The organism is Waltera sp. (assembly GCF_046969025.1).
GTDB lineage: Bacteria > Bacillota > Clostridia > Lachnospirales > Lachnospiraceae > Acetatifactor > Acetatifactor acetigignens.
In genome coordinates this window covers 70,006-95,090 of the sequence record NZ_JBKVQF010000011.1, presented here as the reverse complement: position 1 = coordinate 95,090, position 25,085 = coordinate 70,006, and the positions used below count along the sequence as shown (strand labels likewise).

The window sequence follows — 25,085 nt, the reverse complement described above, 5'->3', positions numbered from 1 at the left end:
TTAGTCACGTTTGTCACCCACCTTCATCTGAATTGCAGACAGAACCGCTACCATCACAAGTATGCATACAGACAACGCTGCCGCATAATTAAATTTCGGTGTCTCCACAAAGGAGATATTGTAGATGTAATGCGCCAATGTCATTGTAGATTTTCCGGGACCGCCTGCTGTCAGGTTCATAGACTCATCGAACAGCTGCAGTGTTCCCGAAGTAGACATGATCGCCGTCATCAGAATGGTCGGCTTTAACAACGGTATCGTGATCTTCATAAACTGCTGGAACGGTGTCGCGCCGTCGATGTAGCTTGCCTCATATACAGAATAATCGATATTCTGTAATCCTGCCAGATAGAATACCATATTATATCCGGTCCATCTCCAGATCAGTGCGATCACGATGACCCAACGCGCCGGCCATGTACTCTGGAACCAGTCCACAGAAGACAGTCCGATGGCCATCAGCACTCTGTTGACCACTCCATCCGGAGCAAACAATGACTTAAATATCATGGAATAAGATACCAGTGACGTTGCACACGGAAGAAAGATCAAAGTGCGGAAAATACCTTTCCCTTTTATCTTAGGATTATTCAGCAGCTGCGCCAGCATCAGTGCGAGCACAAGCATGATCGGTACCTGAATCACAAAATAAAAGAAGGTATTGAACAAGCATTGCTGGAATGTTTTATCCTTGAAGATTCTGGCATAATTCGCTACACCATTAAAGACTCCTCCTGTCTTCCGGAAAGAAAGAAGGATGGCCTGTGACATCGGATAGAAACAAAATACAAATATTAAAATCGATGCCGGGAGCAGGAATGCCCATCCGGTCAGATTATGCCTTTTTTCCAAACTTAATTTTGCTTTCTTCTTTTCCATGTTTCTCTCCTACAACAGTACCGGGAACGCACTGCTGCACCCCCGGTACTATCCAGTTTCCATACTCTGGTGATTATTCAGCGATATTAAACTCTACGGTATCCTGAGCGTTTTTGATCTCTGTATCGATATCAGCGTTCTTCTGGACAACGTTGGTGATTGCATCTGTCAGTGCGCTTCTGATGTCAGAGTAGTATGCACCGTAGTCAATTCCGGGAACATGTCCGGCGAACTCTACGATATCCTTGTACACTGCCTGACCGCCGTAGAACTCATTGCCCTCATTATAGGTCTCAGACTGTGCTGCGGGCAGGTAACTTGCGATCGCTCCTGCATTTACCAGCAGATCATCGTATAAATCTACATCCGCACCAAAGGTAGCGTTCAGGAAATCAAATGCCAGATCGGTATTTTTGCAGTTAGAAGATACTGCCCAGCTTGCACCACCGCAGTTAGCGTAGTTGGTTGCGCCTTCTACATCATCTAACTTAGGCATATTCACGATTGCCCATTTACCTGCCTGATCCTCTGCTGCCTGAATGGAGGACATGATCCAGCAGCCCTGGATAACGCCTGCAGCAGTACCCTTGTTCATGGAAGCGATATACTGATCCCAGTCGGTATAATCTGCCATGATTCCTTCATCGATCAGCTGCTTATAGGTCTCGATTGCTTTCTTCAGTGCTGCGTTGTCAACCAGTGTCACCTTTCCATCCACCATGGGAGAAGCGCCTGCAGACTGTAACATCTCGATCACAATCTCAGAACCGCCGGAGCAGGTCAGCATGGGAACATCATTCGCAGCCATTACCTTCTTGGACAGCTCCATGAACTCAGACCATGTGGTATCCTTGAAATCTTCTACCTTAAGGCCTGCTGCTTCTACCATATCGGAACGGATCGCCATGATGGTAGCACCATTATCAAAAGGAATACCATAATGTGTTCCATCTACAGTGGAGTCAGCCAGCTTACCCATGGAAAACTGGGAGAAATCAATTCCGCAGTCATCCAGTGCTGTGAAGATTCCGGGATAATTGGTTGCATTTTTGTGGAAGGAATAATCCTGCATCAGGAAGATATCAGGTAAAGTGCTGTAATCACCTGCTTCAGCCGCTGTGATCAGAGCAGTCTCGATATCGCTATATACCTTCTCCTGAATGTCTAACTTGAAGTTGGGATGATCCACCTGATATGCCTTCTCTGCCTGCTTCATTGCATAGACATTGAAGTTAGGATCCCAGCACCATACGGTCAGTGTCTCGTCTTCTGCGGAAACAGTCGTTTCTGCTGCTGCCTCTGTTTCCTTGGATGTCTCGCTGGGTGCTGCGCTCTGCACATCATTGCCGGCAGGCTTGCTGCCACATCCGGTCAGCATGGACATAGCCATTGCCGCTACTAAGAGCACGCTTAATACTTTCTTTTTCATCTTAAATAACCTCCTTATACTTGTAAAGTACTACCTTATAAAATATGAAACGCCTTTTGCCTTCCATAAGTTACCTGTCTTCCATATCGTCCACCCAACGCATTTCGCCGGGTTTCAGATCCAACACATATGCACATTTTCCTTTGATATACAGCTCTGTGTGCTGTGCCTGTGCCGAGTTGTTGATCACTGCGATCTTGCCGGTCTTCTGGAATACCGTTACTTCGGTATCCACATTCGTTACATAGTAACGTTTCATCTCCTGCTCCATGCCGGCTGCATAATAGATTGCCCGAAGCAGAAGTCTGCAGTTCTGGGGAGAATACGGAAGACCTGCAAAATATACGCTGTGTCCTCTGCCATATTCATTGACCACCAGCTGGCTGTATTCCCCATCCATCGCAAGGATCTGATAATGTCCGCCCTGTGCATAGACGCGGCTGGTGCCCTCGCCGAAATCTAAGCTTCCGTCAATATCCTCTAAGATAAAGTGATCGTCATTTTTCTCATTATATTTGTCCGTACTGAGAGAGAAGCACATCTCGCGGTCTACACCGAGCACATCGGACAATTGGAAATATCTTCCCTGATACTGATAAGCGGTAGGCTCACCCACACCGATGAAGCCACCTCCCTGATCCACAAAGCGTCTGATATTGGTCAGGACCTTTTCGTCGATCCAGTTCTCCGCGCCGCTGAATGCTGTGTACGCATCCCCGACATTAATGATGACCTTGATTTCCTCAGGGATGCCATTCCTGACATCATCAAAGGAAATGAACTCGACCTCAAAAGGCATTCCGCTTAAGCATTCCAGTACTCCCTCTGCGGAATAAGTTTCCCTGTGCCAGATCGCATGATGTACCTGATTGGACATCCACCTTCTCTGACTGCCCCAGCAGTTCAGGATCGCCACCTTGAAAGGTGCCACATAGGAAGCTGTCCCCTGCATATTTTCATGGATCTCCCGAAACTGCGTTACTACATTTTGTATTTCATCAATGAAACCGGGCCAATTACTTGCCAGCTTCAGATAGCCGCCATATCCAATCCTGTCCAGGGGAGACCTGAGTAATGCACGCCTTGCTTTTCTCCAGTTATCCCTTGCCTCTCCGATCGGGTCACCACCCTCGCAGAACACATCCGGGAAAAAGTAAGGTAACAGCCGTCCTTCGGTATAATCCACTCCCTTGATATCAGAGATCATGCGGAGTGTCACACCGCTTCCGACAGAGCCTACCACTGCATCCAGTCCGATGCCTGCGAAATATTTACCGTAGGGCTCTGTTCCGATCCAATGATCTCCGAGGAACATCATAGCTTCCTTGCCATAAGAATGTACAATGTCTACCAGCTCCTTCGCCAGCGCACATACCTCGATCTGCTGGAACTCTATGAAATCCAGGAACTGTTTGCTGGGAACGCGGAACATGCTGTTGTGATATCCCTGATCCACAATGTACTCCGGGCGGAATTTGTAACCTGCCCATTTTTCAAACTGTTCCAGGATATAGGGGCTCACACTTGCGCTGTATCCAAACCACTCTACAAATTTTTCCCGCTTCTTGTCATCGAAGGTCAGTGTAAACTGATGGAAAAAGGTAGTGAAGCGGACCACATCGATATGAGGATTGTCTTCACACCATTTTCTCAGCTTGTCTTTGACATACTGTTTGGTCTTGGGCTGTCTCACATCGTAAGTGAGCTGATGCGGTGTATCCTTCCAGTCATTCGTGATGAAATTGTACATGTGTACCGGATCCCAGATCAAAAATGCCAGAAAGCTTACCGTATACTCATGATAGGGGATCGTACGGATCTCCACTTCACCGGATGCCTCATCAAATTCCCATGCATCCGTCGGCACCACTTCACCGGTCGTTCTGTCGATCACTTCCCACCAACGCTTCGGATCGTCCAGCGTATTGACCTTAAGCTGCTCCGTATGGAAGCCTTCCATCAGTCGGATGCGGAGTGTTTCCCCTCTGGCGGTGATGCGGTTGCTGATCAGGTATTCCTGCTGGATCTCCTCCGGATGCTTCATTGCCCACGCATTATCCTTTCGCGTGGTATAATAAGTTGCATATTTCTTCACCGGCTCTGACAAAAGTGCTTCCGGCATTTCGGTTCCGTCACAGTCTCTTAAAGCGTCTGCACCCAGAAGATTTTTTAAGCGTATCGTTTCGTCAATGATGTCTGCATCGGTCGGCAGCGTCAGTCTTCCTGTCATCGCATGGTTTCCTCCCATCACTTTTGTACTATCTTGCAGCTGATGACTAAAGTATATCGGCTTCCTGACCTGATATCAATTTCTTTGTTGCTTGTTTTGTTATGTTTATTGCTATTTTGTTACTAAAATAGTGGATTTTTTGAAATGATTATGTATAATATGCTTATCATGATCATACATATTTTTATTTTTTCGTCTTTATTACGAATGTTTTTGTGAAATGTTGTTCTTTTTATATATTTAATATAAAAAATACGATAGATTGGAAAATAGTACACAATAAAAATAAGATAAAGAAGGTATCTGGTTATGAGTAATGAATTTATCAATATCGGCTCCGCAAACAGTTCTCCGGAACATTTTCAGCTGCGTTACATCTCCATCTCCAAATACGAAGGTGACTGGCAGTCCCTTCCGCATACACATCACTTTTCAGAACTGTTCTATGTCCTGCGGGGTGAGGGAGCCTTCTATATAGAGAATGAAAAGGTGCCTGTGAAGACGGACGATCTGGTCATCATCAATCCTTATGTAGAGCACACGGAGAAAACGCTTCCCAACGATCCCATGGAATATATCGTATTCGGTGTGGACGGACTTGCATTTTCGTTTTCCGGTGCGGGGCAAGACAACCCGAAGGGCTACAGCTTCTACAGCTACGGCTCTGATAAAAAACAGTTCATCAACTTTGCCCAGCTGATGATGCAGGAATTCCGCGACAAGCTTCCCGGCTTTGAACAGGTATGTCACGGACTGCTTCAGGTGCTCCTGGTATATATTTCCCGGAAGCAGAACCTGTCCGTCATCTCTGACTCCTCCTTCCAGTTGTCCAAGGAATGTGCTCTGGCGAAGCGTTATATCGATTCCAACTATTCCCAGAACATTACACTGGATTCCCTGGCGGAGATCACACATATCAACAAATTCTATCTGGCACATTCCTTTACCGAATGTGTCGGGCAGTCTCCGATCAATTACCTGACAGACCGGAGGCTGGAAGCCTGCAAGGAGCTTCTGGTATCCTCCAATCTGTCGGTAGCTCAGGTAGCCACCAGCGTCGGCTTTTCTTCGCAGTCTTATTTCTCGCAGATCTTCCGTAAAAAGACCGGCATGACACCGCGCCAGTACCGGAGCCGGTATGCCAGAAAATAATGTGTACACTCATAAAAGACCTCACTACCGGCGCATCTGCAGACTGTGAGGTCTTTTATAATGGACATTTATTCACTTATTTGATCCATCCCCAGCATAATCCCAGGTATTCCACCAGAAAATACATGCCCCGCAGCCATACCAGCACGGCACAGCCATAGAACATCCAGACATTTTCTTTCTGCCTGTCTGCGATTTTTCCCGTCATGGATAAAATCGCACAAATCAACAAAACCATCGTTCCGAAAGCCGCCCGATCCGGATAGTGTGGGGACAGGATCATGGCACCCCAGGACAACAGTGCCCCCAGCAATAGCAGCACTGTATTTCTGCCCAGGTTTTCTTTCAGAATGCCTTTGCAGACGATCAGTGCAAATACCGTAAGCAGCAGGGCAGGGAACAGATACTCCATAATTCCCTTCGCTTCTGCGTAGCAACGCAGATACATTCTCCACAGCAGGCTGTAGGCTTCTTCCCCCGTCTCCCCGCTGCGGACAAAATTGCCCGGTGCAGCGATCATCAAAATGGTTCCCGCCAGGCAGCTGATGTTTCCCAGATACATCCACACCGGAGCTTTTTTGTGCTCTCTGTGTCTTAACAGGATCACCAGAAGACTCAGGAGCCATACCGCAGGCCCCATATTCTCATTGCTCCAGCCTGCGATCAATCCCAGTGGAAGGATCCAGATGACGATGCCGGGAAGATTTTTTTCCTCATATTTCAGATAACAGAACAAAAATGCCAGCAGAAAACCCGCCATATACAGATAATTCGCTGCTCCGGCTTCCCAGAACATACTCATTTTCCAGTTGGCATTCAGCCCCAGGATCATCCCCAACGCTGCAAACCAGTACGGGAGCTTACGTCTGTCTGCTATCATGCAGGCCAGCCATCCCAACAGCAGTGTCATTCCTGTATTCAGGATATCCGCCCAGTGTTCTCCGGCCAGCAGGATCAGCTGCAGCAGTGCATGCGCCATGCTTCTGCCGCCCCAGTTGAAATAATGCCAGATCTGCGCACGGATAATGTCACTGAGATTCCGGATCGGTGTATCCGCATACAATACCGTCGAATACCACTCATCATCCATCATAAATTCGATCTCATAGTTGACGCGCCACACGATCAGTGCTGTCAATGCGATCAGTACCGGGCTGATCCACCGGATTGCTTTTTTCTGCTTTTCCTGCATATATCTGCTCCATTCCTCTTATGGCAAAGAACGGCTGCCTATAACTGAATCTTCTTCAGACGATCCACTGCCTCCACGGTATTCTCATAGCTTCCGAAAGCCGTCAGACGGAAATAATGCTCTCCGCTGGGTCCGAAACCGGATCCGGGCGTACCCACCACGTTGACATTCTCCAGAAGGTAATCGAAGAACTCCCAGCTGGTCATGCCGTTAGGCGCTTTCAGCCAGATATAGGGAGCGTTCACACCGCCGGATACCGTGAAGCCCGCTTCCTGCAAGCCCTTCAGGATATACTGTGCGTTGTTCATGTAATAAGCAACCTGCTCCTTCAGCTGTGCCTTGCCTGCTGCAGAGTATACTGCCTCACCGGCGCGCTGTACGATATAGGGTGCTCCATTGTATTTGGTGCCGTGTCTTCTTGCCCACAGTGCATGGAGGCTCACATCCCTGCTCTTTAAATCCTTGGGGATCACGGTAAAGCCCAGACGCACTCCGGTAAAGCCGGCATTCTTGGAGAAGGAACGGAACTCGATGGCACAGGTTCTGGCTCCTTCACATTCATAGATACTGTGAGGCACATCCGGTTCGGAAATATATGCTTCGTATGCCGCATCATAGAGAATGACAGCGCCTACCTTATTGGCATAGTCCACCCACTCCTGCAGCTGCGCCTTGGTAATGGCAGCACCGGTAGGATTATTGGGGAAGCACAGATAGATCAGATCCGGGGTCTCCTTCGGCAGCTCCGGTGCAAAACCGTTCTCTGCCAGACAGGGCATATAGATCACATCACTCCAGGTCTCGGACTTCGGATCGTAAGTGCCGGTTCTGCCCGCCATAACATTAGAATCTACGTATACGGGGTAAACGGGGTCACATACTGCAATCTTGTTGTCCAGACTGAAGATCTCCTGAATATTGCCACAGTCACATTTTGCTCCGTCCGATACAAAGATCTCGTCCGGTGCAATGTCACAGCCTCTTGCCTTATAATCATTCTCTGCAATGGCATTGCGCAGGAATTCATAACCAAGGTCGGGAGCGTAACCATGAAAAGTCTCCGCTTTTCCCATCTCATCCACTGCACCGTGCAGCGCATCAATGATAGCAGGCGCCAAAGGCTGTGTCACGTCACCGATGCCCAGACGGATGATCTTCTTGTCCGGGTGTGCTGCGGAATACGCACTTACCTTTTTGCCGATGGTGGAAAATAAATAGCTTCCGGGAAGTTTTAAATAGTTGTCGTTTACTTTAAACATAGTACGTTCTCCTCTCTATTATCCCTGGTGCAGTATTGCTGTCACCTTGCTGTCGTAAATAAGCAATTTTTCCGCACTACGTGCTATCAGATGGAGTACGGGTCCACTTCACCTTCAAATACGATCTTCGCAGGACCGGTCATGTAGACCAGATTCTCCTTGCGGTCCCATTTGATGTGCAGTTCACCGCCTAATAGTTTAACAGTTATTTCCTCGTCCGTCAAACCATTTAGTACACAAGCCACCGCCGTAGCGCAACATCCGGTACCACAGGCAAGGGTCTCCCCGGTGCCTCTCTCCCAGACGCGCATAAACACATTTTTCCGATCCAGAATCTCTACGAATTCGGTATTGGTCCGGTTAGGAAAACAGGTATGATGCTCAAACTTCGGGCCGATCTTCTCAATGTCAAGATCCTTTACCCCTTCCATAAATACGATGGCATGGGGATTGCCCATGGATACACATGTCATGTGGTATTCCGTGTCGTCTACCATGATGGGAGCATTCACTACCGCCGGTCCGTCTGCCGTCTCCTGTGTGGCTTCCACTGTTACCGGCACCTCTGCCGGAGCAAGGATGGGATTTCCCATGTTCACCTGTACCAGCGTCACCTGTCCTCTGTCCGTGGCGGTCTTTCCCTCCACGGTGAGTTTCAGATATTTTATTTTTCCGGCGCTGACGATGGTAATGTCCTTCTTGTCCGTCAGTCCTTTGTCGTAGACATATTTTGCCACGCAGCGGATGCCGTTGCCGCACATCTCCGAACGGCTGCCGTCCGCATTGTACATTTCCATCTCAAAATCCGCTTCTTCCGCCGGATTGATGAAGATCACACCGTCGCCGCCGATTCCGAAATGTCTGTCACTTAAGCTTCTTACGATCTCCGGCTTCTCTTCCGGTGAAAGCTTCTCCGTAAAGCCGTTGACATATACATAATCGTTGCCGCAGCCCTGCATTTTTGTAAATTTCATGGATTGCTGTTCCTCCTGTTGTTCTCTTTCACATATCCTGTCTGTAACGCCCGGATCCCTGTAATCATTTCCGGGCCGTCCTGCTTACTCCATCATCATGGACAATACCATCTGTGCCGTCTCCACCAGATTGGTACCACTGTCCATACTGGTCTTCTGAAGGTAGCGGTGGGCTTCTTCTTCCGTCATATGATTTCGTGCCATCAGTAATTCCTTGGCATCCTTGATTGCTTTTTCATCCGCTGCATTCCGTACTTTCGGCTGCATACGGCGTTTTCTTCTGCGGCGTTCCACACCTTCCACCATCAGGTTCACGGTATTGATCAGGTCCTGTACCTTTAACGGCATGGAAAGACATACGATGCCATTGCCATAGCATTCACTGATCAGATTCTGGGATGCCATCAGCAGCATCTCGAAACCTTCCGGCAGATCTTCATGTAGTTCTGTGTATATCATGTCCGCCAGCTTGTAGCTGCAGATCACAATACCGTCGTTCAGACCGTCCGCCTGACTGATAGCCTGAGTGCCTGTGGTACAGATACCCGTGACCTGAAAGCCACTGCGCACCAGAATATTCTTGACGCCTTTGGCTTCCTCCAGCTTCGGCAGTACGACAATAATGTTCGTCATCGGCCCACCTCCTTTCTTCTGTCTTGTTGATTCATCTTGTAACTATTCCACCCCTCGCATTCGCAAAACCACACGCTTCTATGCAGCTAGTTTTGCTCATGTACGTGGCGGTGACTCCATTCGAGTCACTTTACGAAGAATAGTCACTCCATTATTACAAAAGAAAGGAATATTTTAATACTTGTACAGATACTCCTGAATCTCCCACTCGGATACCTGAGAACGGTACTCATGCCACTCTTTCCGCTTGGCATCGATGTATTTTCCGGCAATATGATCTCCAAGCACTTTCTGAATGAAAGTATCCTTCTCCAGTTCCTCCACTGCCTCCAGAAGTGTGCCGGGCAGCTGATCGATATGCAATTCCTCACGCTCTTTTTCTGACAGGGCAAAAATATTGGCATTGATGCTCTGAGGCGGCTCTATTTTCTCCCGGATGCCCTCTAATCCTGCACTCAGGCAGACTGCCAGTGTCAGATAAGGGTTAGCAGCAGAATCGGGACTACGCAGCTCGATACGGGTGCCCTCTCCGTCTGCAGCAGCCGGAATACGGATTAAGGGGCTGCGGTTCGTCGTGCTCCATGCAATGTAGACCGGTGCCTCGAAACCGGGTACCAGACGCTTGTAGGAATTCACCAGCGGATTCGTAATGGCTGCCATTCCTTTGATATGTCTCATGATACCGCCGATGAAATAGTAAGCCTCTTCGCTCAGACCATTGGGATCGGAAGCATCCTGGAAAATGTTTTTTCCATCCTTCTGCAAGGACATATTGATGTGCATGCCGGAACCGTTGACACCGAACTTGGGCTTCGGCATAAAAGTAGCGTGCAATCCATGACGTCTCGCAATGGTGCGTACGGCCATCTTGAAGGTCATGATGTTGTCTGCGGTATGTAATGCCTCATCGTATCTGAAATCAATCTCATGCTGGGCCGGAGCCATCTCGTGATGGGAAGCCTCGATGACAAATCCCATATCCTCCAGATTCATGACAATGTCACGACGGGCATTTTCGCCGAAATCCAGGGGACCGATGTCGAAATACCCTGCCTGCTCATGGGTGTTGGTGGTAGGCATGGTATTTTCGTCCGTATTAAATAAGAAAAATTCACACTCGGGGCCTACCTCAAAAGTATATCCCATGTCCTCTGCCTGCTGCACCGCACGCTTTAACACATAACGAGGATCTCCCTCGAAAGGCTGTCCGTTGGGACGATATACATCGCAGATCATACGGGCCACTTTGCCCTGCTGGGGTCTCCAGGGGAAAATCTCCAGTGTCGACAGATCCGGATACAGATACATGTCGGATTCTTCAATCCGTGCAAAACCGTCAATAGCCGAACCGTCAAACATACATTTATTGCTCAATACGCGGTCCAGCTGGCTGGCTGTCACCGCAATATTTTTCAGATTGCCGAACAGATCCGTGAACTGCAGACGGATAAATTCCACATCCTCTTCTTCCACAAGACGGATGACGTCTTCCTTGGTATAATTATTCATCGTTACCCTCGTTTCTGCGCCGCCTGTCTGCTCCTTTTCCACGGGGCGGACGCATCCGTGAAAAATACTTGTCTTAACTATAGCAATGCCTGTTTTGTCTTGTCAATGTGAAGTTCTCCTTATTTGCTGTACTATGAGTACCGGCCTCCGCATACTATTTATAAAGATCATCCCATCATTCCAAGGAGACTTAAGAATGAGTGCAAATACAAAGATTGTTGTACTTCGCAGAAAAGAACTGCTCTATACCGGAATCTTCGCCGCATTGGGAGTGTTGTTCCTGATATTATTGCTCATGCTGCTGTTGCCGGAAAAGGAGCCGGATATACCGGAAGATGTCTCCTCGGGCGCTGTCGCCGATGTCTCAGCGGAAACCGTATCTGCCGATGCCGCTAATACATATATCCCCGGAATCTATACCACTGAACTGATCCTGGGCAGCGAGACTGTCAATGTGGAAGTCATTGTAAACGACCATGCCATTACTTCCTTAAGTCTGGCAGATTCCGATGAGACTCTGACTACCATGTATCCACTCCTGCAGCCTACTATGGATTCCCTTAGTGAACAGATCTGTGAGACCCAGGACTTAAGCCGGGTAACGTATTCCTCAGAGAGCAGATATACTTCCCTGATATTGCTGGAAGCCATCAAGGCATCCCTGGAAAAAGCAAAACCTACGGCCACACCGGAGGCTTCCTCTGCACCGACGGCATCTCCGGAAGAAACCGGCACGCCTGCCAAAATGCCAACAGCTGATATCAATCCCGCAGCATAAAATCTTACGAAAAAAGGGCGCATGCCTCCCGGCATGCACCCCTTTGTGCGTCATATTGTAATATTCTGTTTGCAACACTGGGTCTATTTTATACTATTTAAAAGCAAGATGCAAGGGAAACTATTCACCCATACAAAGATTCCGGTCAGTTTTACAACTACTACCAATACAGCTTCATATCTCTCTGTGCCTCATTCTCCGGTAATTGAAACATCTCTCGGATTCGATTTACTGTCTCTTCAAAGGTCAAGCCAAAATCCTTACAAATCCTGATGGTTCCCTTTACCTCTCCATGCGCTTCTCCCTCGGCTATACCTTCAGCTCTGCCCTCGGCTCTTCCTTCGGCCCTTCCTTCTTCTCTAACGTCATCATCATGTAATAATTCTTTCACGTATTCCGACCTCCACACTTCATTCTTCCTGGCTCTGGCTACGGCCTCATCTATCCTCCGGGTCAGATCTCTTCCGACCTTGCCTGTTCTGATATACTCATATAACTCTCTTAAGTTTTCCGGTATATCCTTTGCATCACTCACGCAGTTATAAAAAATCTTCTCTGTCCCATCCTCTAAGCATAATTCCCGATCTTCCACACACAGATTCTGGAACGAATACTTGCCATATCCTAACCCAAAGGGATCAAACGTACAGATAAACAACACCTTTCCCTCCGGCAGCTCCCGGTAAGATCTCCCCCTGCTCAGATGATCCGTATCCATGGTGGACTGGTAAAATCTGCTTCGTTTCGGCAGTTCCAGCTTCTCAAGCGAATGGTGATTCCGTTTCTGCATCTCCGCATCGTATATACGCTTTTGATCCTTCGTGTACACATCCAGACGGATCGGCTTCCCGAACATCAAATCATCTTCAATCGTCAGTTCTTCATAACGTTTCGCCATCTGTATTCTCCTTCCACACTTTCACAGGAGAAAAACAGCCTTCACGAAACAACATCACACATTGTAATTCCTCGTGTGCTTTCCCCTGCTTTATTATTGTCATTGGGTATCTAAGCAGGGATTCCTCTGAAGTCATAGACATCGGTTTCCGCCGATATAGAAATTTCGAAATAGAAATATCTGCTTATAGGCAAAGGATAACAAACAAAACTATCATTGTCAATGCAGCAAAATAGCAAAATCTGCACTATGCGAATTTAGGCAGTATGCTGTAAAAAATCTTTGACATTTCCTTTTTCATAACTTATTATAATCTAAGAAATGAGTTTCGCTACTGAGTAAGGTCTTTGGGCTGGAAAAGGTTACTCGTTTCTTTTTTATTTTAATAATATCATACAAATAACACTTTCCGCCCATTTACAACAAAACAGCGATTATTTTCTAAATGCACGTTCCATATTGCGTAATTCGCTGTCCTCCGGCAACATTTCCAACCATTCCTGAAGCTCCTGCCAAGCTTCCGTCTGATGCTCATTTTCCCATTTCCAGCAAATCATCTTCTTAGAAAATACAATATATTTTTCTTCCTGATTACTGATTGCCGCTATATTCAGACCGAGCTCCAACCATTTTTCTTCGGTTCTAGTCATGACATTGGGAACATTCAAGAAACATATGATTTCATTCACTGCTGCCTCATAATCCCCCAACGCAATATCTCCCACGACCTTAGAGCACTCGGTTACGTATAATCGGAAATCCTTTTGTGCAATTAATTTCGAAAACCATTCCGTAAATGCAGCAAGCATTGAATAACAGGCTGTCAGATCGGTCTCTTCACACTCTGTATTGCACATCTGTAAGATACCCAAAACAACTCTTTCCGCAAATGCCCTATGGGCTTTTTCTTCCACACAACCCATCATTGTACCTGTCAACGGCTTTTCCATAATTTTTTTAAGTAATGCACACTTACACTTCACCGTCAATTCTGCTGAAAACAGCACCGCCAAAGTATCCATCACCGCATGATAATATACCGCGCACAAAAAAGCTATATTATTCTGTGAAACTTCTCCACACTTTTCCATCAACAGTTCTACCGACTTTTGGAACAAAATCTCATCGGCATCTTCTCTGCCCTCAATCCATTGATAAGAAACCGACTTAGAAGACACATAATAGGAATGAAGCACCTTCGCATATACGCCAATTGCCTGCGATGCTTTAACACATTCATATACATTCACAGTATCTCCACCATATGCCTTAGGAAACCAATCCGGTAAGTAAGTTTCATATCGTGCTTTTGCAGCTTTTGCTGAATACACCTTCCCCCATACCTGCCTAAGATTCCAATGTATCTCCGAAAAATATTGATTATAATCCTCTTTGTCTGTCAGAACTCTATTTCCCGTAAGCTTTCGATCTTCTATTTTTATATTATTTGCAGCATTAATAAAACGAGTCCCACAAGCTGCAATGTCCAGATGATATCTTTCAACAAATGAAATCATTTCCTCCAGAAAAGTAAGATCATATTCATCATCTGCATCCAATATACAGAAATAATCTTCCTCTTTCAATTCATGAGACACTAACCAAAATTGAGGATTCTCTGTCAAATCTCTATTTACTTTGTTATAAAAAGGTACTACCCTACTATCATTCAACGCATATTCCTTGACAATCTCTCCTGTCCTGTCAGTCGATCCATTATCCAATACATAATATGTAATATCTCTGTATGTCTGATTCAAGACACTATCCATCGCTCTTCTTATTGTTTTTTCTGCATTATATGCACAGGTACGAACATAAATCATTCCTGCTCTCCTCTTAAAAAAGCAATTACCGAATCCGGCACTGCCTGCTCCTTATATTGCTGCATCTCAGTATTCAATCTATTTCTCAACACCTGCTGTTCCCGTTGCAATTTTTTAAAGCTTTCACATATTTGCTCCGTTAGATTTTCGTTTTCTATAGGTATTACATACTCTAAAAAACCCAAATCCATGGCAATTCCACTTGCTTTCGTCGAATAGCCAATAGCCAATGTAGGAACGCAGGAAGAATATGCCGCAATCGTCACATGCGTTCGCGCCGCCACACATAGATCCGCTCTCGATATGATATATTTGTATTGCCCGGCAGATAATTTATCAGAGACCCTGACTACCCTTGTATTGTCATGAAATCCAAGTTCATCCAAAACATCCTTATCATTATCCACCGGCATTACTACATGAGGTAAGAGTACAACAGAATAATCTGTCTGATCCATGATCAAAGTTATCAGATTTCTGTATGCATCCAATACTTCTGCATTTTTACGACACACCAACGGACTTAGATTCAATACTATATAATGATTGAATGGGAATTCTACTTTTTGCGGTTCCAGCCCAAAAGCAATGTCACTTACTTTGATAACATTAGTAAGCCCTGCTTTCACAAGTGTACGATACGTCAGGCACTCTCTTGCCAAAACTAAATCATGCGCCTGTAATATTCCAAGCATCTCATCATCTATTGCATTGGCATCTATGGAGCATCCCCATAAAATACTTTTCCCGCCACACTCTTTAGCTTTTTGGTGAATCTGTGCATACCGCTGCCAGTTAGTATAACAATAGTTGTCTCCGCCTACCTGTATTACGGTTGTGTCTGATGTGATTCTCTCTAATGTATCCCGATACATCAACGCATTATCACGTGTCGAACAATTCCTGGTAATTATTTCATCCGGAATTAGTCCAAACTCCCTGTCCTGCTCCGGAAAATGTGTTGACAATGTTATAAAACAATCCGGCACTTGTTTCCTCAATAAATCAATAGTACACCGTGTAATAGCTTCTCCGCCATGGTTGTAAGATCCCCCATGACCATAAAGCAAAAAATGCTTTTGTTGCATTATTTTATCCTCATATATTTCATTTCTTCCGTAGTCTGATTATAAATTCCACAATACACTTCGTCATAATTATCAGACTTGAATTCCTCATATGATACAAATCCTGTAACTCTCGGATTATTCAAGTAGATTTCACGATACTTTTCTTCTCCTACTACTGTAATGCAAGAAAAGCGCTTCTCAATATATAGTTCGTTTAAAATAATATCTGTAACGCTCGGTTGCTGGCATTGAATAAACGCAATCTTCTTTTTTTCTATTTTCTTTTCATCCAACAACAAGTCTTTATTTACAACCTGTCTATTAAATATATCCAATACATAACCTTCACGGGGATCCGGAACCTTTATCTTCATCATTTCTAATAATGTTGGATAAAAGTCAACCGTTCTCATTTCGTCTATATATGTATTTTTCTTTATTCCCAATCCCGACGCAATAAATGTTCCCCTCAATGCATGGGCGGTAAAGAGTAATGCACCATTATGTGCTTCAAAGGCAATGTATCCATTCTTTAACCATAAAACCTCATCTCTGGCAGAGAATGCTTCCCTCTGTATTTTCCGGTTTGTACAATTGACTATATTTTTAAAATTTTGCTGTCCATGATCCGACACAAAAATTGTAATCTCCGGCTGTAGTTTGTCAATCAACTCTCCTATGTATTTATCCAACAGTTGATAAGCCTCTAACAATGTAGGGCTGTCATCGCAATATGTACTGCAATGAGCAATCAAATCTGTTGTCGGAGTGTAGAAAAACATTGCATCCACCGGATACCTTTCCTGTGTTCTTTCCATTGCTCCAAACCAGTATTCCAATTCTTCTTTGAAATTGTTAATAGAATCTTGAAAGTGATACTTCAGGATTGCCCTTTCCGCAAGCTCAGGATCATCTTGAAGATCTTTATAGCAAAATCCCTGCTGAATTAATGTTTTAGGATATAATCTATATATGGGATCTCCTTCTAAAACTTCAGAAGCTATTTTTTTGTCCTTCTCACATATTTCTATGGATCTCGGAGACTTTCTATCATCAACCGGCGTATTCAGCATCTGATATCTCGTAGATATGACATATCCTTTAATCGGAACAGGATTTACACAACTATCCGCCGCCCATAATCCCACAGAATATCCATTATCATTTAATACTTCCCAGAATGGAGATAAATCATCAAAATCTCTCATTTGAGGTCTCCTATTCTCTCCTCTGGAATAATTTGTATTTATATTATGCTGCTTTGGAGTTAAACCGGTATATAATGAAGCCCAATTCTGCTCTGATGAATACGACCCATGGAATCCCTTTTGCACAAAGGCTGAATATGCCGAATACACTCCTTGGTTCATCAATTGCATTAAATTAGGAAACAATTCCTTTTTTTCAAAAATAATATCTGGTGTAACTGAATCAGCTCCTATAATCAACATCTTTAACATTTTACATCTGCTCCCCCGCCGGATAACGTTTTTCATTCTGCGTAGTTCCATAATTACCATTGCAATAATCACAGGCAGTTATATATGCAAGACTTTGTAATTCCTTAAAACGCTTTCTTCGTTCTTCAACAGTCCCTTCAAAAATATTCAAATATTCTTTTTTATCTAACGCAACCTTACCAAGCTCTTTTCCGCGTATAGATCTGCCGCACCAATGCATTTCTCCATTTCGCACATACCAAGAGCCTCCTCTACATACATGCGGACATTTCTGAAATATTTGTTTTAACTCTTCTTTGCTGCGTGCATGTTCCGTAAAATCGCCTTGATCCACCCATCCATCATAGTATTGTTGACTTCCATAATATTTTAAGTATCTATAATCACACCCTATTTGTTTCAACTGCTCTATAATTTTATTAGTAACATCTTGCTTTACGCCATAATCACTAATGTGTACATATATTTTATCTTTATGAGTTTTAATAAATTCTAATATTTCTTTTTTAATAGGAATTGTGCCATTTGTGAGTATCCAAAGTTTGTCAAATTTATCGCTATATTTAAAGCATTCTTCCATCGCTTCACACAGGTATGGATACATAAACGGTTCTCCTCCTGTAATCTGAAGCTTCTTTATATAGTCAATAATTTCAAATACAGCCTTCAGCGAATCTGCTAATTCATCCCTAGACATTTGAGGGCAATACGAATAATGCGGCACCAAAACACCGCACAGTTTGCATTTCAAATTGCACCTCATTGTTGGTGTCAAATTCACCATTTCCACTCGCTGTTCTTCATACATATTTATTTTTCCTCGCATTTCGAAACTTTATCAAATTCTAGCCTTTTGCTAGTCTGCACTGCAACCGGACGCTTGTTCTCAAATTGAATACAATGTCCACCAGAACAATACCTACAAGCATCTAAATATTCTTTTTTCTTTGGTCTATCAATATACTCTTTTATCTTTTTATATAAAGTTTCCTTTTCTTCATTATATTTTTCCATATCTACATAGTTAGATTCAGAAAGCGGAAATGCTCCAATGTTATTTACCGCACTACCCGTACTGCACAAATACAGTTTTCTGTTTAACAGGAATATAACATTACAAGCTGTACACTCTTCAAATTTTCTTTTCAGTGTTTCCTCGTCTTCTGCGGTAAAGCCTATTTGACTAGGAGCATCCCAATATGTATAATTAGCAATTTCGTATTTGATTTTTCGATCTTCCAATACTTTTTTTATATCTTCTGATTTGCTTGACAGAGCTCCATAATCTGAAATTCTTACCCATGTTCTTTTTTCATTTTCCAATACAGAAAGTAGTTTTTCGTTTAACATTATTGTTGCATTTGTAATTATGCTGATTCTGTCAATTCTGTTATCATCCTTTAATTTTTCAATCATTTCTGCCAAATGAGGATGCAATAAAGGCTCTCCTCCATAGAAATTTACAATTCTAATATGCCCCAGGCAGTCTAATACGTTAAAGAAATCATTCATGATCACATTTGCGTCATAATTGCATGGTGATGTTACATAGGGTATAAACATAGAACAATCCCTGCAACACAATGAACATTTTGTTGTGATATTTAAAAAAATTTGATCAATCTTATTGGTTTTTAATGTCTGTTCATATATTGCTCCAAGATATTGCTCCACATTGCGAATAGCATAATCCGGTTCCATCCAGAAATCATAATTTGTAAAATCTATTTCCATAAATAAAGAAGAACAATCAAAGATTTTATTATACCCCATTTTCTTTAAGTCTTCTGAAATAACTGTATGAAACACAGTCGAAATTAAAACCGCGGCATTGGGATATTTTTCTTTTAAATCAGAAGGGCATATAATCGTATGACCACAAAACTCTTTTCCCCATTTATCTTCTGCCACATCACAAAAAGCGCATATTTCTACTTTTTGCTGTTTTAGACAATGCGCCGCCATTCCTCCAATTCTTCCCGCTCCCCATACAACCAGATTTCCACTATATTTTTTAAAATCTATCTTTTCAAATTCTTCAAATTTTTCCGGATATGGATATTTGTATATCATCTTCCTTTTCTCCTTACATACTATTAAAAACGTTTTTTTGCTTCTTCCAAATCTTCTATTGTGTCAATCTCATACCATTGTGACCTAATAACCATTCCTTTGATCAATCCGCATTGCGATTTTATTACATTGCCTAAAGCCATTTCGTAATATTCCTGCTTCCCGTATAATGAAATATATTTCTCTATCTCAGGTAGATACACATCTTTTAAAAAAGCATTTGAAAATTTATAAATATTGACTGTTTTGTATAAAGCATCAGATGTATTAAATATATCTTTTGAAGATACCACCTCTATGATATCATTGCCATATAATTTCATCCTTGTTCCATTCATCCACGATTCCATCTCAGCCAATAATGCTATATTAGGGAATTTAGATTTACATATTTCTTCAACAACGTTATATTCAAAAATCAAATCCGACTCCAAAAGAATCGTATCCTCATCAAAATATTCACCGGCCAAATACAATGACCAAATATTGTTGGTTGTCTCATATTCACTATTTTCTATAAAATGGATTTCTAAGCCTTCAGAATGCGCCATTATATATTTCTCCAACCCTTTAGCCCGGTATCCCGTTACTACAATAATTTTTTCAATTTGAGCTTTTCTAAATGCAAGCACCATTCTCTCCCATAATGTCAAACCGTTGATTCTGGTTAAGCATTTATTTTCATTAGAATGCAATCTTTTCCCCATACCTGCTGCTAAAACAATTGCTTGCATACCCTTCTTGCCTCCATAATTTGTTCAATTTAATAATTACTTTCGAACTTGTAAATAGTTGTTTTCAATCGGAAGTCAGTGGAATCGGCAAGTATTGCACCCAAGCTCTGCATATATTTAATAATTTCGTGATCAAACAAAGCATTGTATCTTGTCCAATGCAATCTTCTGTATTCTCTTGAAATCCTAGCAAAATCATCAAAACCCAGAATCACATATTTTGCATTTTCCACCATCATTCGTAAAAACCATTTCCAGTCAGCACAATATCCAAGAATGCCTATTGCCACAATACATACTCTCTCTCTAGAACATATCCCCTGTTTTTGTGGGAATTCATATTTGTTAAAATCCATCACTCTGGTGTTTTCGGTATATGGCAAATAATCTACAGGTATATATTCTATTCCCTCCGGAATATATTCCTGTAGACGTTCATTTGCTGCGCCTAAATCAATTAACGTATCTATTTTGTCCCATTCAATCATGCTAGCAGCAACCTTTAGTCTGGCTCTGGAATATTCTCCATCTTCTACAGCTTTCAAATTATCTTTATTATTTTTCTTATCTGACCACTCTATATGTTTCCACAGTCTCCGACATTCTCCATCGCCGTTAAAAGCAATTGCCCACATATAATTTTTATTTTCTTTAAATCCCATATCTTTTAGGATTAGTTCTAATTCCGTCTTATAAACAATCGACCCAATTAAAATAATCATATTTTCAGGATCTTCTTCTTTTAATACAGCAATATCTCTAATCGGTTTCCCCAAATATTTTTGTCCGATTAATGATTTATCCACATCCACAAAATAGTCTATACCATCTAGTATTGCATTTTGATCCATCTCATATAAAACTGCATAATCAAACCCGCCAAAAATAATGTGTTTCATATCGTCCTCTAGCCTTTGTATTTTTCTACAATATATTTTCTCATAAACTCGCGTTCAAATTCTTCAATATAAGGAGATTCATAAAATTCTTCATAATGTTCCGTCAGTTCCTTCTTCACAAACTCCAGCTGCTTCCTGCAATTATCCAAGTGATTTTTCTCAATCTTATTACACATGGAAATCATATACGACCATTCACTATACTGTGCATAATCAGCTATTGTGGGGAGTTTTTCTGTCAAATAAACTGTACGCTCCCTAAAAGCCTCAAAGTACTCATCCAATTGCTCCGGTGTCAGCAGCTTATCATTTGTAGTAAAACCGGAATTATTTCCATCATGCCTTAAAATACGATACTTTGGTATCCCATACGCAACAACTTTTTTTGCTTCCGCAAAATATTTATAGGTAGTATGAATATCTTCAAATCTCCTGTTTGTTGCAAACCGAATCTCATCAAACAAATTTCTTTTAAATAACTTAGCCGGCATTCCCGCGCTATATTTCTTACGTTTCAGCAGAGTAACTATCCCTTCCTCCGGTGTCATAACCAGCTTTTCATTGAATACACAATTAGGAATTTCTACCCCATTCACTTTCTTCGTAGAACCGCAGATAGATATGTCCGCGTCCTCATCCGTTGACAGACGATATAAAAAATCAAGTGCATCATCGTCCAGACTGTCGTCATCATCCAAAAAGGTAATATATTCTCCCCTTGCAATATTGAGTCCGGCGTTTCGCCCCGCCCCAATCGTACTCTCCCGAATATGCAATACCCGTATTCTATCGTCTTTCTCTGCATACTGATCCGCAATCATTCCACTTCTGTCCCGGGAACCATTATCCACTATGATAAACTCAAATTCACGCATTGTCTGTGCCAGAACAGACTCTATAGCATGTGTTACCAATTCTTCGCGGTTATGCGTAAGCATTATAACACTTACTTTTACGTCCATTTGATCCATGGAGCTTTTCCCTCCTCTATAAGTCGTTCCAAATAAAATTTATCTCTCTGTGTATCCATGCATTGCCAAAATCCATCATACTTATAAGCAACCAGTTCTTCATTTTCCGCAAGCTGTTCAAAAGGTACTCTCTCCAAAATAGTTGCATCATCGTCTATTAAATCAAAGATTGCCGGTTCTAATACCATAAATCCGGCATTGATCCATCCGCCTTCTTCTTTTCCCTTTTCTGTAAACTTCCGGATAATCTCATGATCTCCTATATCAAGTACGCCGAATTTATTGCCGGGCTGAACTGCCGTAATAGTTGCCTGTCTTCCATGCTGCTTATGAAATTCCACAAGTTTTGTAATATCAATATCCGATACGCCATCACCATAAGTACACAGGAAAGTCTCATCACCTATATATTTCTGAATACGCTTAATTCTGCCGCCTGTCTGTGTACGCAATCCTGTATCCACTACTGTAACGCGCCACGGTTCCGCTATGTTATTATGCACAATCATTTCATTATTATTGGAAAAATCAAAGGTAATATCTGACCTGTGAAGGTAGTAATTCGCAAAATATTCTTTTATGATGTCTCCCTTATAGCCACAACAAATTATAAAATCATTAAAACCATAGTAAGAATAGATTTTCATGATATGCCATAAAATCGGTGCGTCTCCTATTTCAATCATAGGCTTAGGTCGCAAATGACTTTCCTCACTGATACGTGTTCCAAAGCCTCCTGCCAATATTACTACTTTCATTCTTTACTCCCAACCTACTGTTTTTCTCTATAAATTCCAAAGAAAAAAGAAACCGGCAGAAACCGGTTTCTCAGTATTTATATTGTTCAGATTCCCTTCTGACATTCCGCTTCCCTGCTGTTCTATTCTGTTATATTATTTATCGTCATGGAATAAAGCATTCTTTAGCTATGCGAAGAAGTATCCAGATCTTTAAGTATGTTCCTTATCTCTTCATCTTCCGGAACATACTGCTGTGTCTGTAGCAGTATCTGTTTTGCTGCCTCTACATTTCCCAGAGTTATTTGCTTCTTAGCCATTTCTTTCAAGGTTGAAGCCATCTGTAATAACTCCTTCTTAGCCTCATTCACTTCTACAGACTGTTTTTTTATTTCATCCCGAAGCATCTCCGCATAGACAAGCATAGTTTTATCCAGCTTCGGATAAACTCCCAGACATTTCTTCATGGTTTCCAGGGTATTTCGTTCCTGTCCAGATTTGCGATAATCTCGCAATTCTCTTAACTCCAATGCCAATTGAAGTTCGTCCGGAAGTCCAATAGAGTTATCTTGTAACACATCTTCCCTGTAATAAGGCTGGTAGAATTCATATACCATATCCGCATACATCCAAAGCTGATTCTCAAGCTCTGGCAAACTTTCTGTCTTCTTCGTTATCCTTGCCAGATTGCTTCCCATATACTTTATATCAAAGAGATCATACCGAATGTCTTCGCTACTTTTCCATTCTCGGATTCTGGAATTCCATTTATCCCAGTCTTCACTGGATCCCCAATGTTCCATACTCTCCAGTGCTCTGCGCCAGGTACGGTAATCCATTTGCATAAAAAACAGTTCTATTTCTATTTTTCGTTCTTCTGCTATGTCCCAGATATTATCCTCTATTTCCAATATGTTATCTGCATATTTAAGGAATAATTCCTCATAACATTCTTCTATTCCACTTTCTTTTTGAGCATTTTTCCATAAAATTTTCGATGTAATAATATAAAAATGCTTACTTGGTAACGTTGCTACAATGTGACATAAGTTATGTATTTCGTCTTTTTTTCCTTCCAATTCATACTCTTTCTGCAACGCTTGTATTGTAGGATATAGAGTATGAAAATAATTGCCGTCTCCCAGCATTTTCTCTGCTAACTCCGTGTATAATCCATGATATTCCGTTGTACACATTGTTTCTAATACTTTTTTATTTTTTATATCATCCGAAAAGCTTTCTATTTGCTTCCAGTCTACTATTAAAATATTCTCTTGAATTATTTTCCATTCTTTTCGTTTCATGAATGCGGGCAAACACATCATAAATGTTTCTGCAAAATAAATATTACTGAATACATCTGTAACTGCTCCTGCCGTTTTAGATTCCATTGCAGTTCTGTCACTCTTTAATTTATTGTAATTACTCTTATATTTTTTATAGTACTCAATACACAAATCATCATTATCGAGGCACCCATATACTCTTGCTCCCATCATATTGTAAAAAGCAATACATATCTCCATAGTATCTAATTCGTTTAAGGGTTCTGAAGAAGCTCGTTTCAACCATTCCTCTTCCTCTTGATATCTGCCCAATCCTTCAAATGCCAGTAAAAGATACGCATATATCGCTCCAATATGGATGGGCATATATGTTAATTTTTTTCTATATTTTTCCCATTCTTTCAGCCCTTCTATACTCGCCGCAATCACATTCTCATAATTACAGATACAAAAATATTCTTGATCTAACTGCATAATCCATCTAGGATCTCCGGGATATTCTTTTCGGATTTCCAATAATGGTTGAATATTTCTCCATGCATGCTTTATACGTTCCTGTTCATTCTTATACACATATCCATAATGATGTACAAAATTATTAAATTCTTTTCTTGGTTCAAGAAAAGGATCTAAATATTCGTGAATTTTTCCCACAAAATGAATAGTAGAATTCAATTTAACCATTCTGGAAGGATATGAGTCCACATAATTATTTCCATACGGATCCATATAGTTTCTTACAATATAAGATGCTGAATTATATTTCCGATATTCTCCTGTCGTAAAAAAACTTATAATTTCCTGCGGATTTTCAAACCACTCGTCATCATCCAGATACATGAACCATTCACCTTGCGCTTTCTTTAATCCGGCATTTCTAGCTGCTCCAAAATCATTACACCATGTGAAGTTAATGATTTTATCCGCATATTGTTCTGCCAGTGCACGTTGCTTTTCATTGCATCCGGTATCTACTAATATGATTTCCGTAGGAAATGCATTTTTGAAATAAAGAAGTGAGTTCAGGCTTTTCTCCATCTCGTCTCTTCCTGAGATCAACATGGAAATAGATAATAAGATATGTTCCTTGTTCATG

At 42.3% G+C, this 25,085-nt stretch carries 21 protein-coding genes; 2 read left to right on the top strand and 19 right to left on the bottom strand.

Annotated features, from left to right (window positions below):
* The 3 genes from ACLTOH_RS08090 to gnpA all read right to left on the bottom strand — a co-directional run bounded on the left by ACLTOH_RS08090 (position 1) and on the right by gnpA (position 4,538).
* Positions 1-879, bottom strand: coding sequence for a carbohydrate ABC transporter permease (locus ACLTOH_RS08090; RefSeq protein WP_022153577.1), 879 nt, complete (start codon positions 877-879; stop codon positions 1-3).
* A gap of 73 nt (positions 880-952) precedes the next feature.
* The gene (locus ACLTOH_RS08085; protein WP_118668979.1) at positions 953-2,308 is read right to left on the bottom strand and encodes an ABC transporter substrate-binding protein; all 1,356 of its coding nucleotides are present in this window, start codon (positions 2,306-2,308) and stop codon (positions 953-955) included.
* 70 nt (positions 2,309-2,378) lie between these two features.
* Positions 2,379-4,538: a 1,3-beta-galactosyl-N-acetylhexosamine phosphorylase gene (gene gnpA / locus ACLTOH_RS08080; protein WP_412223893.1), complete on the bottom strand. Its 2,160-nt coding sequence runs from the start codon at positions 4,536-4,538 to the stop codon at positions 2,379-2,381.
* Between the two features lie 309 nt (positions 4,539-4,847).
* Between gnpA and ACLTOH_RS08075 the strand changes: the two genes are divergently transcribed.
* Positions 4,848-5,690 carry a helix-turn-helix domain-containing protein gene (locus tag ACLTOH_RS08075; RefSeq protein WP_118502231.1) on the top strand — a complete coding sequence of 281 codons (843 nt, stop codon included), beginning with the start codon at positions 4,848-4,850 and terminating at the stop codon, positions 5,688-5,690.
* 76 nt (positions 5,691-5,766) lie between these two features.
* Here the strand turns inward: ACLTOH_RS08075 and ACLTOH_RS08070 are convergent, their stop codons facing one another.
* The 5 genes from ACLTOH_RS08070 to glnA all read right to left on the bottom strand — a co-directional run bounded on the left by ACLTOH_RS08070 (position 5,767) and on the right by glnA (position 11,257).
* Positions 5,767-6,882, bottom strand: a complete 1,116-nt coding sequence (locus tag ACLTOH_RS08070; protein WP_412223891.1) for a DUF6056 family protein — start codon at positions 6,880-6,882, stop codon at positions 5,767-5,769.
* Between the two features lie 38 nt (positions 6,883-6,920).
* A complete protein-coding gene (locus ACLTOH_RS08065; protein WP_337631589.1) occupies positions 6,921-8,141 on the bottom strand; it encodes an LL-diaminopimelate aminotransferase in 1,221 nt (406 codons plus the stop codon).
* 86 nt (positions 8,142-8,227) lie between these two features.
* The gene (dapF, locus tag ACLTOH_RS08060; protein WP_118537393.1) at positions 8,228-9,115 is read right to left on the bottom strand and encodes a diaminopimelate epimerase; all 888 of its coding nucleotides are present in this window, start codon (positions 9,113-9,115) and stop codon (positions 8,228-8,230) included.
* An 84-nt stretch (positions 9,116-9,199) separates the two neighbouring features.
* Positions 9,200-9,748 (bottom strand): ANTAR domain-containing response regulator, encoded by a 549-nt coding sequence (locus tag ACLTOH_RS08055; protein WP_227064140.1) that lies wholly within the window; start codon positions 9,746-9,748, stop codon positions 9,200-9,202.
* A gap of 174 nt (positions 9,749-9,922) precedes the next feature.
* Complete coding sequence (glnA, locus tag ACLTOH_RS08050; RefSeq protein ID WP_412223890.1) at positions 9,923-11,257, bottom strand: type I glutamate--ammonia ligase; 1,335 nt, start codon at positions 11,255-11,257, stop codon at positions 9,923-9,925.
* 196 nt (positions 11,258-11,453) lie between these two features.
* On the opposite strand from glnA, the gene ACLTOH_RS08045 reads away from it, so the two are divergent.
* Positions 11,454-12,035 carry a hypothetical protein gene (locus ACLTOH_RS08045; protein WP_412223888.1) on the top strand — a complete coding sequence of 194 codons (582 nt, stop codon included), beginning with the start codon at positions 11,454-11,456 and terminating at the stop codon, positions 12,033-12,035.
* 160 nt (positions 12,036-12,195) lie between these two features.
* On the opposite strand, the gene ACLTOH_RS08040 is transcribed toward ACLTOH_RS08045, so the two are convergent.
* The 11 genes from ACLTOH_RS08040 to ACLTOH_RS07990 form a co-directional block, all read right to left on the bottom strand.
* Positions 12,196-12,933 (bottom strand): hypothetical protein, encoded by a 738-nt coding sequence (locus tag ACLTOH_RS08040; protein ID WP_412223886.1) that lies wholly within the window; start codon positions 12,931-12,933, stop codon positions 12,196-12,198.
* A 434-nt stretch (positions 12,934-13,367) separates the two neighbouring features.
* A complete protein-coding gene (locus ACLTOH_RS08035; protein ID WP_412223885.1) occupies positions 13,368-14,759 on the bottom strand; it encodes a glycosyltransferase family 2 protein in 1,392 nt (463 codons plus the stop codon).
* Positions 14,756-15,847: a polysaccharide pyruvyl transferase family protein gene (locus ACLTOH_RS08030; RefSeq protein ID WP_412223883.1), complete on the bottom strand. Its 1,092-nt coding sequence runs from the start codon at positions 15,845-15,847 to the stop codon at positions 14,756-14,758. Before ACLTOH_RS08030 ends, ACLTOH_RS08035 begins: the two co-directional genes overlap by 4 nt.
* The gene (locus ACLTOH_RS08025) at positions 15,847-17,289 is read right to left on the bottom strand and encodes an alkaline phosphatase family protein (protein ID WP_412223881.1); all 1,443 of its coding nucleotides are present in this window, start codon (positions 17,287-17,289) and stop codon (positions 15,847-15,849) included. Before ACLTOH_RS08025 ends, ACLTOH_RS08030 begins: the two co-directional genes overlap by 1 nt.
* A gap of 1 nt (position 17,290) precedes the next feature.
* On the bottom strand, positions 17,291-18,097 hold the full coding sequence (locus tag ACLTOH_RS08020; protein WP_412223879.1) for a radical SAM protein: 807 nt from the start codon (positions 18,095-18,097) through the stop codon (positions 17,291-17,293).
* Positions 18,098-18,099: 2 nt separating this feature from the next.
* On the bottom strand, positions 18,100-19,362 hold the full coding sequence (locus ACLTOH_RS08015; RefSeq protein WP_412223876.1) for a radical SAM protein: 1,263 nt from the start codon (positions 19,360-19,362) through the stop codon (positions 18,100-18,102).
* A gap of 23 nt (positions 19,363-19,385) precedes the next feature.
* Positions 19,386-20,096, bottom strand: coding sequence for an NTP transferase domain-containing protein (locus ACLTOH_RS08010; protein WP_412223873.1), 711 nt, complete (start codon positions 20,094-20,096; stop codon positions 19,386-19,388).
* Positions 20,097-20,125: 29 nt separating this feature from the next.
* Complete coding sequence (locus ACLTOH_RS08005) at positions 20,126-20,995, bottom strand: hypothetical protein (RefSeq protein WP_412223871.1); 870 nt, start codon at positions 20,993-20,995, stop codon at positions 20,126-20,128.
* A gap of 8 nt (positions 20,996-21,003) precedes the next feature.
* A complete protein-coding gene (locus ACLTOH_RS08000) occupies positions 21,004-21,966 on the bottom strand; it encodes a glycosyltransferase family 2 protein (protein ID WP_412223870.1) in 963 nt (320 codons plus the stop codon).
* Complete coding sequence (gene rfbF, locus ACLTOH_RS07995) at positions 21,948-22,724, bottom strand: glucose-1-phosphate cytidylyltransferase (protein WP_412223868.1); 777 nt, start codon at positions 22,722-22,724, stop codon at positions 21,948-21,950. Before rfbF ends, ACLTOH_RS08000 begins: the two co-directional genes overlap by 19 nt.
* Before the next feature lie 164 nt (positions 22,725-22,888).
* A complete protein-coding gene (locus ACLTOH_RS07990) occupies positions 22,889-25,084 on the bottom strand; it encodes a glycosyltransferase (RefSeq protein ID WP_412223867.1) in 2,196 nt (731 codons plus the stop codon).
* Position 25,085 lies beyond the last annotated feature (1 nt).

Excerpts from the sequence above, each read along its gene's own strand:
- ACLTOH_RS08090 (WP_022153577.1), bottom strand. The coding sequence starts at position 879 with ATGGAAAAGAAGAAAGCAAAATTAAGTTTGGAAAAAAGGCATAATCTG.
- ACLTOH_RS08085 (WP_118668979.1), bottom strand. The coding sequence starts at position 2,308 with ATGAAAAAGAAAGTATTAAGCGTGCTCTTAGTAGCGGCAATGGCTATG.
- gnpA (WP_412223893.1), bottom strand. The coding sequence starts at position 4,538 with ATGACAGGAAGACTGACGCTGCCGACCGATGCAGACATCATTGACGAA.
- ACLTOH_RS08075 (WP_118502231.1), top strand. The coding sequence starts at position 4,848 with ATGAGTAATGAATTTATCAATATCGGCTCCGCAAACAGTTCTCCGGAA.
- ACLTOH_RS08070 (WP_412223891.1), bottom strand. The coding sequence starts at position 6,882 with ATGCAGGAAAAGCAGAAAAAAGCAATCCGGTGGATCAGCCCGGTACTG.
- ACLTOH_RS08065 (WP_337631589.1), bottom strand. The coding sequence starts at position 8,141 with ATGTTTAAAGTAAACGACAACTATTTAAAACTTCCCGGAAGCTATTTA.
- dapF (WP_118537393.1), bottom strand. The coding sequence starts at position 9,115 with ATGAAATTTACAAAAATGCAGGGCTGCGGCAACGATTATGTATATGTC.
- ACLTOH_RS08055 (WP_227064140.1), bottom strand. The coding sequence starts at position 9,748 with ATGACGAACATTATTGTCGTACTGCCGAAGCTGGAGGAAGCCAAAGGC.
- glnA (WP_412223890.1), bottom strand. The coding sequence starts at position 11,257 with ATGAATAATTATACCAAGGAAGACGTCATCCGTCTTGTGGAAGAAGAG.
- ACLTOH_RS08045 (WP_412223888.1), top strand. The coding sequence starts at position 11,454 with ATGAGTGCAAATACAAAGATTGTTGTACTTCGCAGAAAAGAACTGCTC.
- ACLTOH_RS08040 (WP_412223886.1), bottom strand. The coding sequence starts at position 12,933 with ATGGCGAAACGTTATGAAGAACTGACGATTGAAGATGATTTGATGTTC.
- ACLTOH_RS08035 (WP_412223885.1), bottom strand. The coding sequence starts at position 14,759 with ATGATTTATGTTCGTACCTGTGCATATAATGCAGAAAAAACAATAAGA.
- ACLTOH_RS08030 (WP_412223883.1), bottom strand. The coding sequence starts at position 15,847 with ATGCAACAAAAGCATTTTTTGCTTTATGGTCATGGGGGATCTTACAAC.
- ACLTOH_RS08025 (WP_412223881.1), bottom strand. The coding sequence starts at position 17,289 with ATGTTAAAGATGTTGATTATAGGAGCTGATTCAGTTACACCAGATATT.
- ACLTOH_RS08020 (WP_412223879.1), bottom strand. The coding sequence starts at position 18,097 with ATGTATGAAGAACAGCGAGTGGAAATGGTGAATTTGACACCAACAATG.
- ACLTOH_RS08015 (WP_412223876.1), bottom strand. The coding sequence starts at position 19,362 with ATGATATACAAATATCCATATCCGGAAAAATTTGAAGAATTTGAAAAG.
- ACLTOH_RS08010 (WP_412223873.1), bottom strand. The coding sequence starts at position 20,096 with ATGCAAGCAATTGTTTTAGCAGCAGGTATGGGGAAAAGATTGCATTCT.
- ACLTOH_RS08005 (WP_412223871.1), bottom strand. The coding sequence starts at position 20,995 with ATGAAACACATTATTTTTGGCGGGTTTGATTATGCAGTTTTATATGAG.
- ACLTOH_RS08000 (WP_412223870.1), bottom strand. The coding sequence starts at position 21,966 with ATGGATCAAATGGACGTAAAAGTAAGTGTTATAATGCTTACGCATAAC.
- rfbF (WP_412223868.1), bottom strand. The coding sequence starts at position 22,724 with ATGAAAGTAGTAATATTGGCAGGAGGCTTTGGAACACGTATCAGTGAG.
- ACLTOH_RS07990 (WP_412223867.1), bottom strand. The coding sequence starts at position 25,084 with ATGAACAAGGAACATATCTTATTATCTATTTCCATGTTGATCTCAGGA.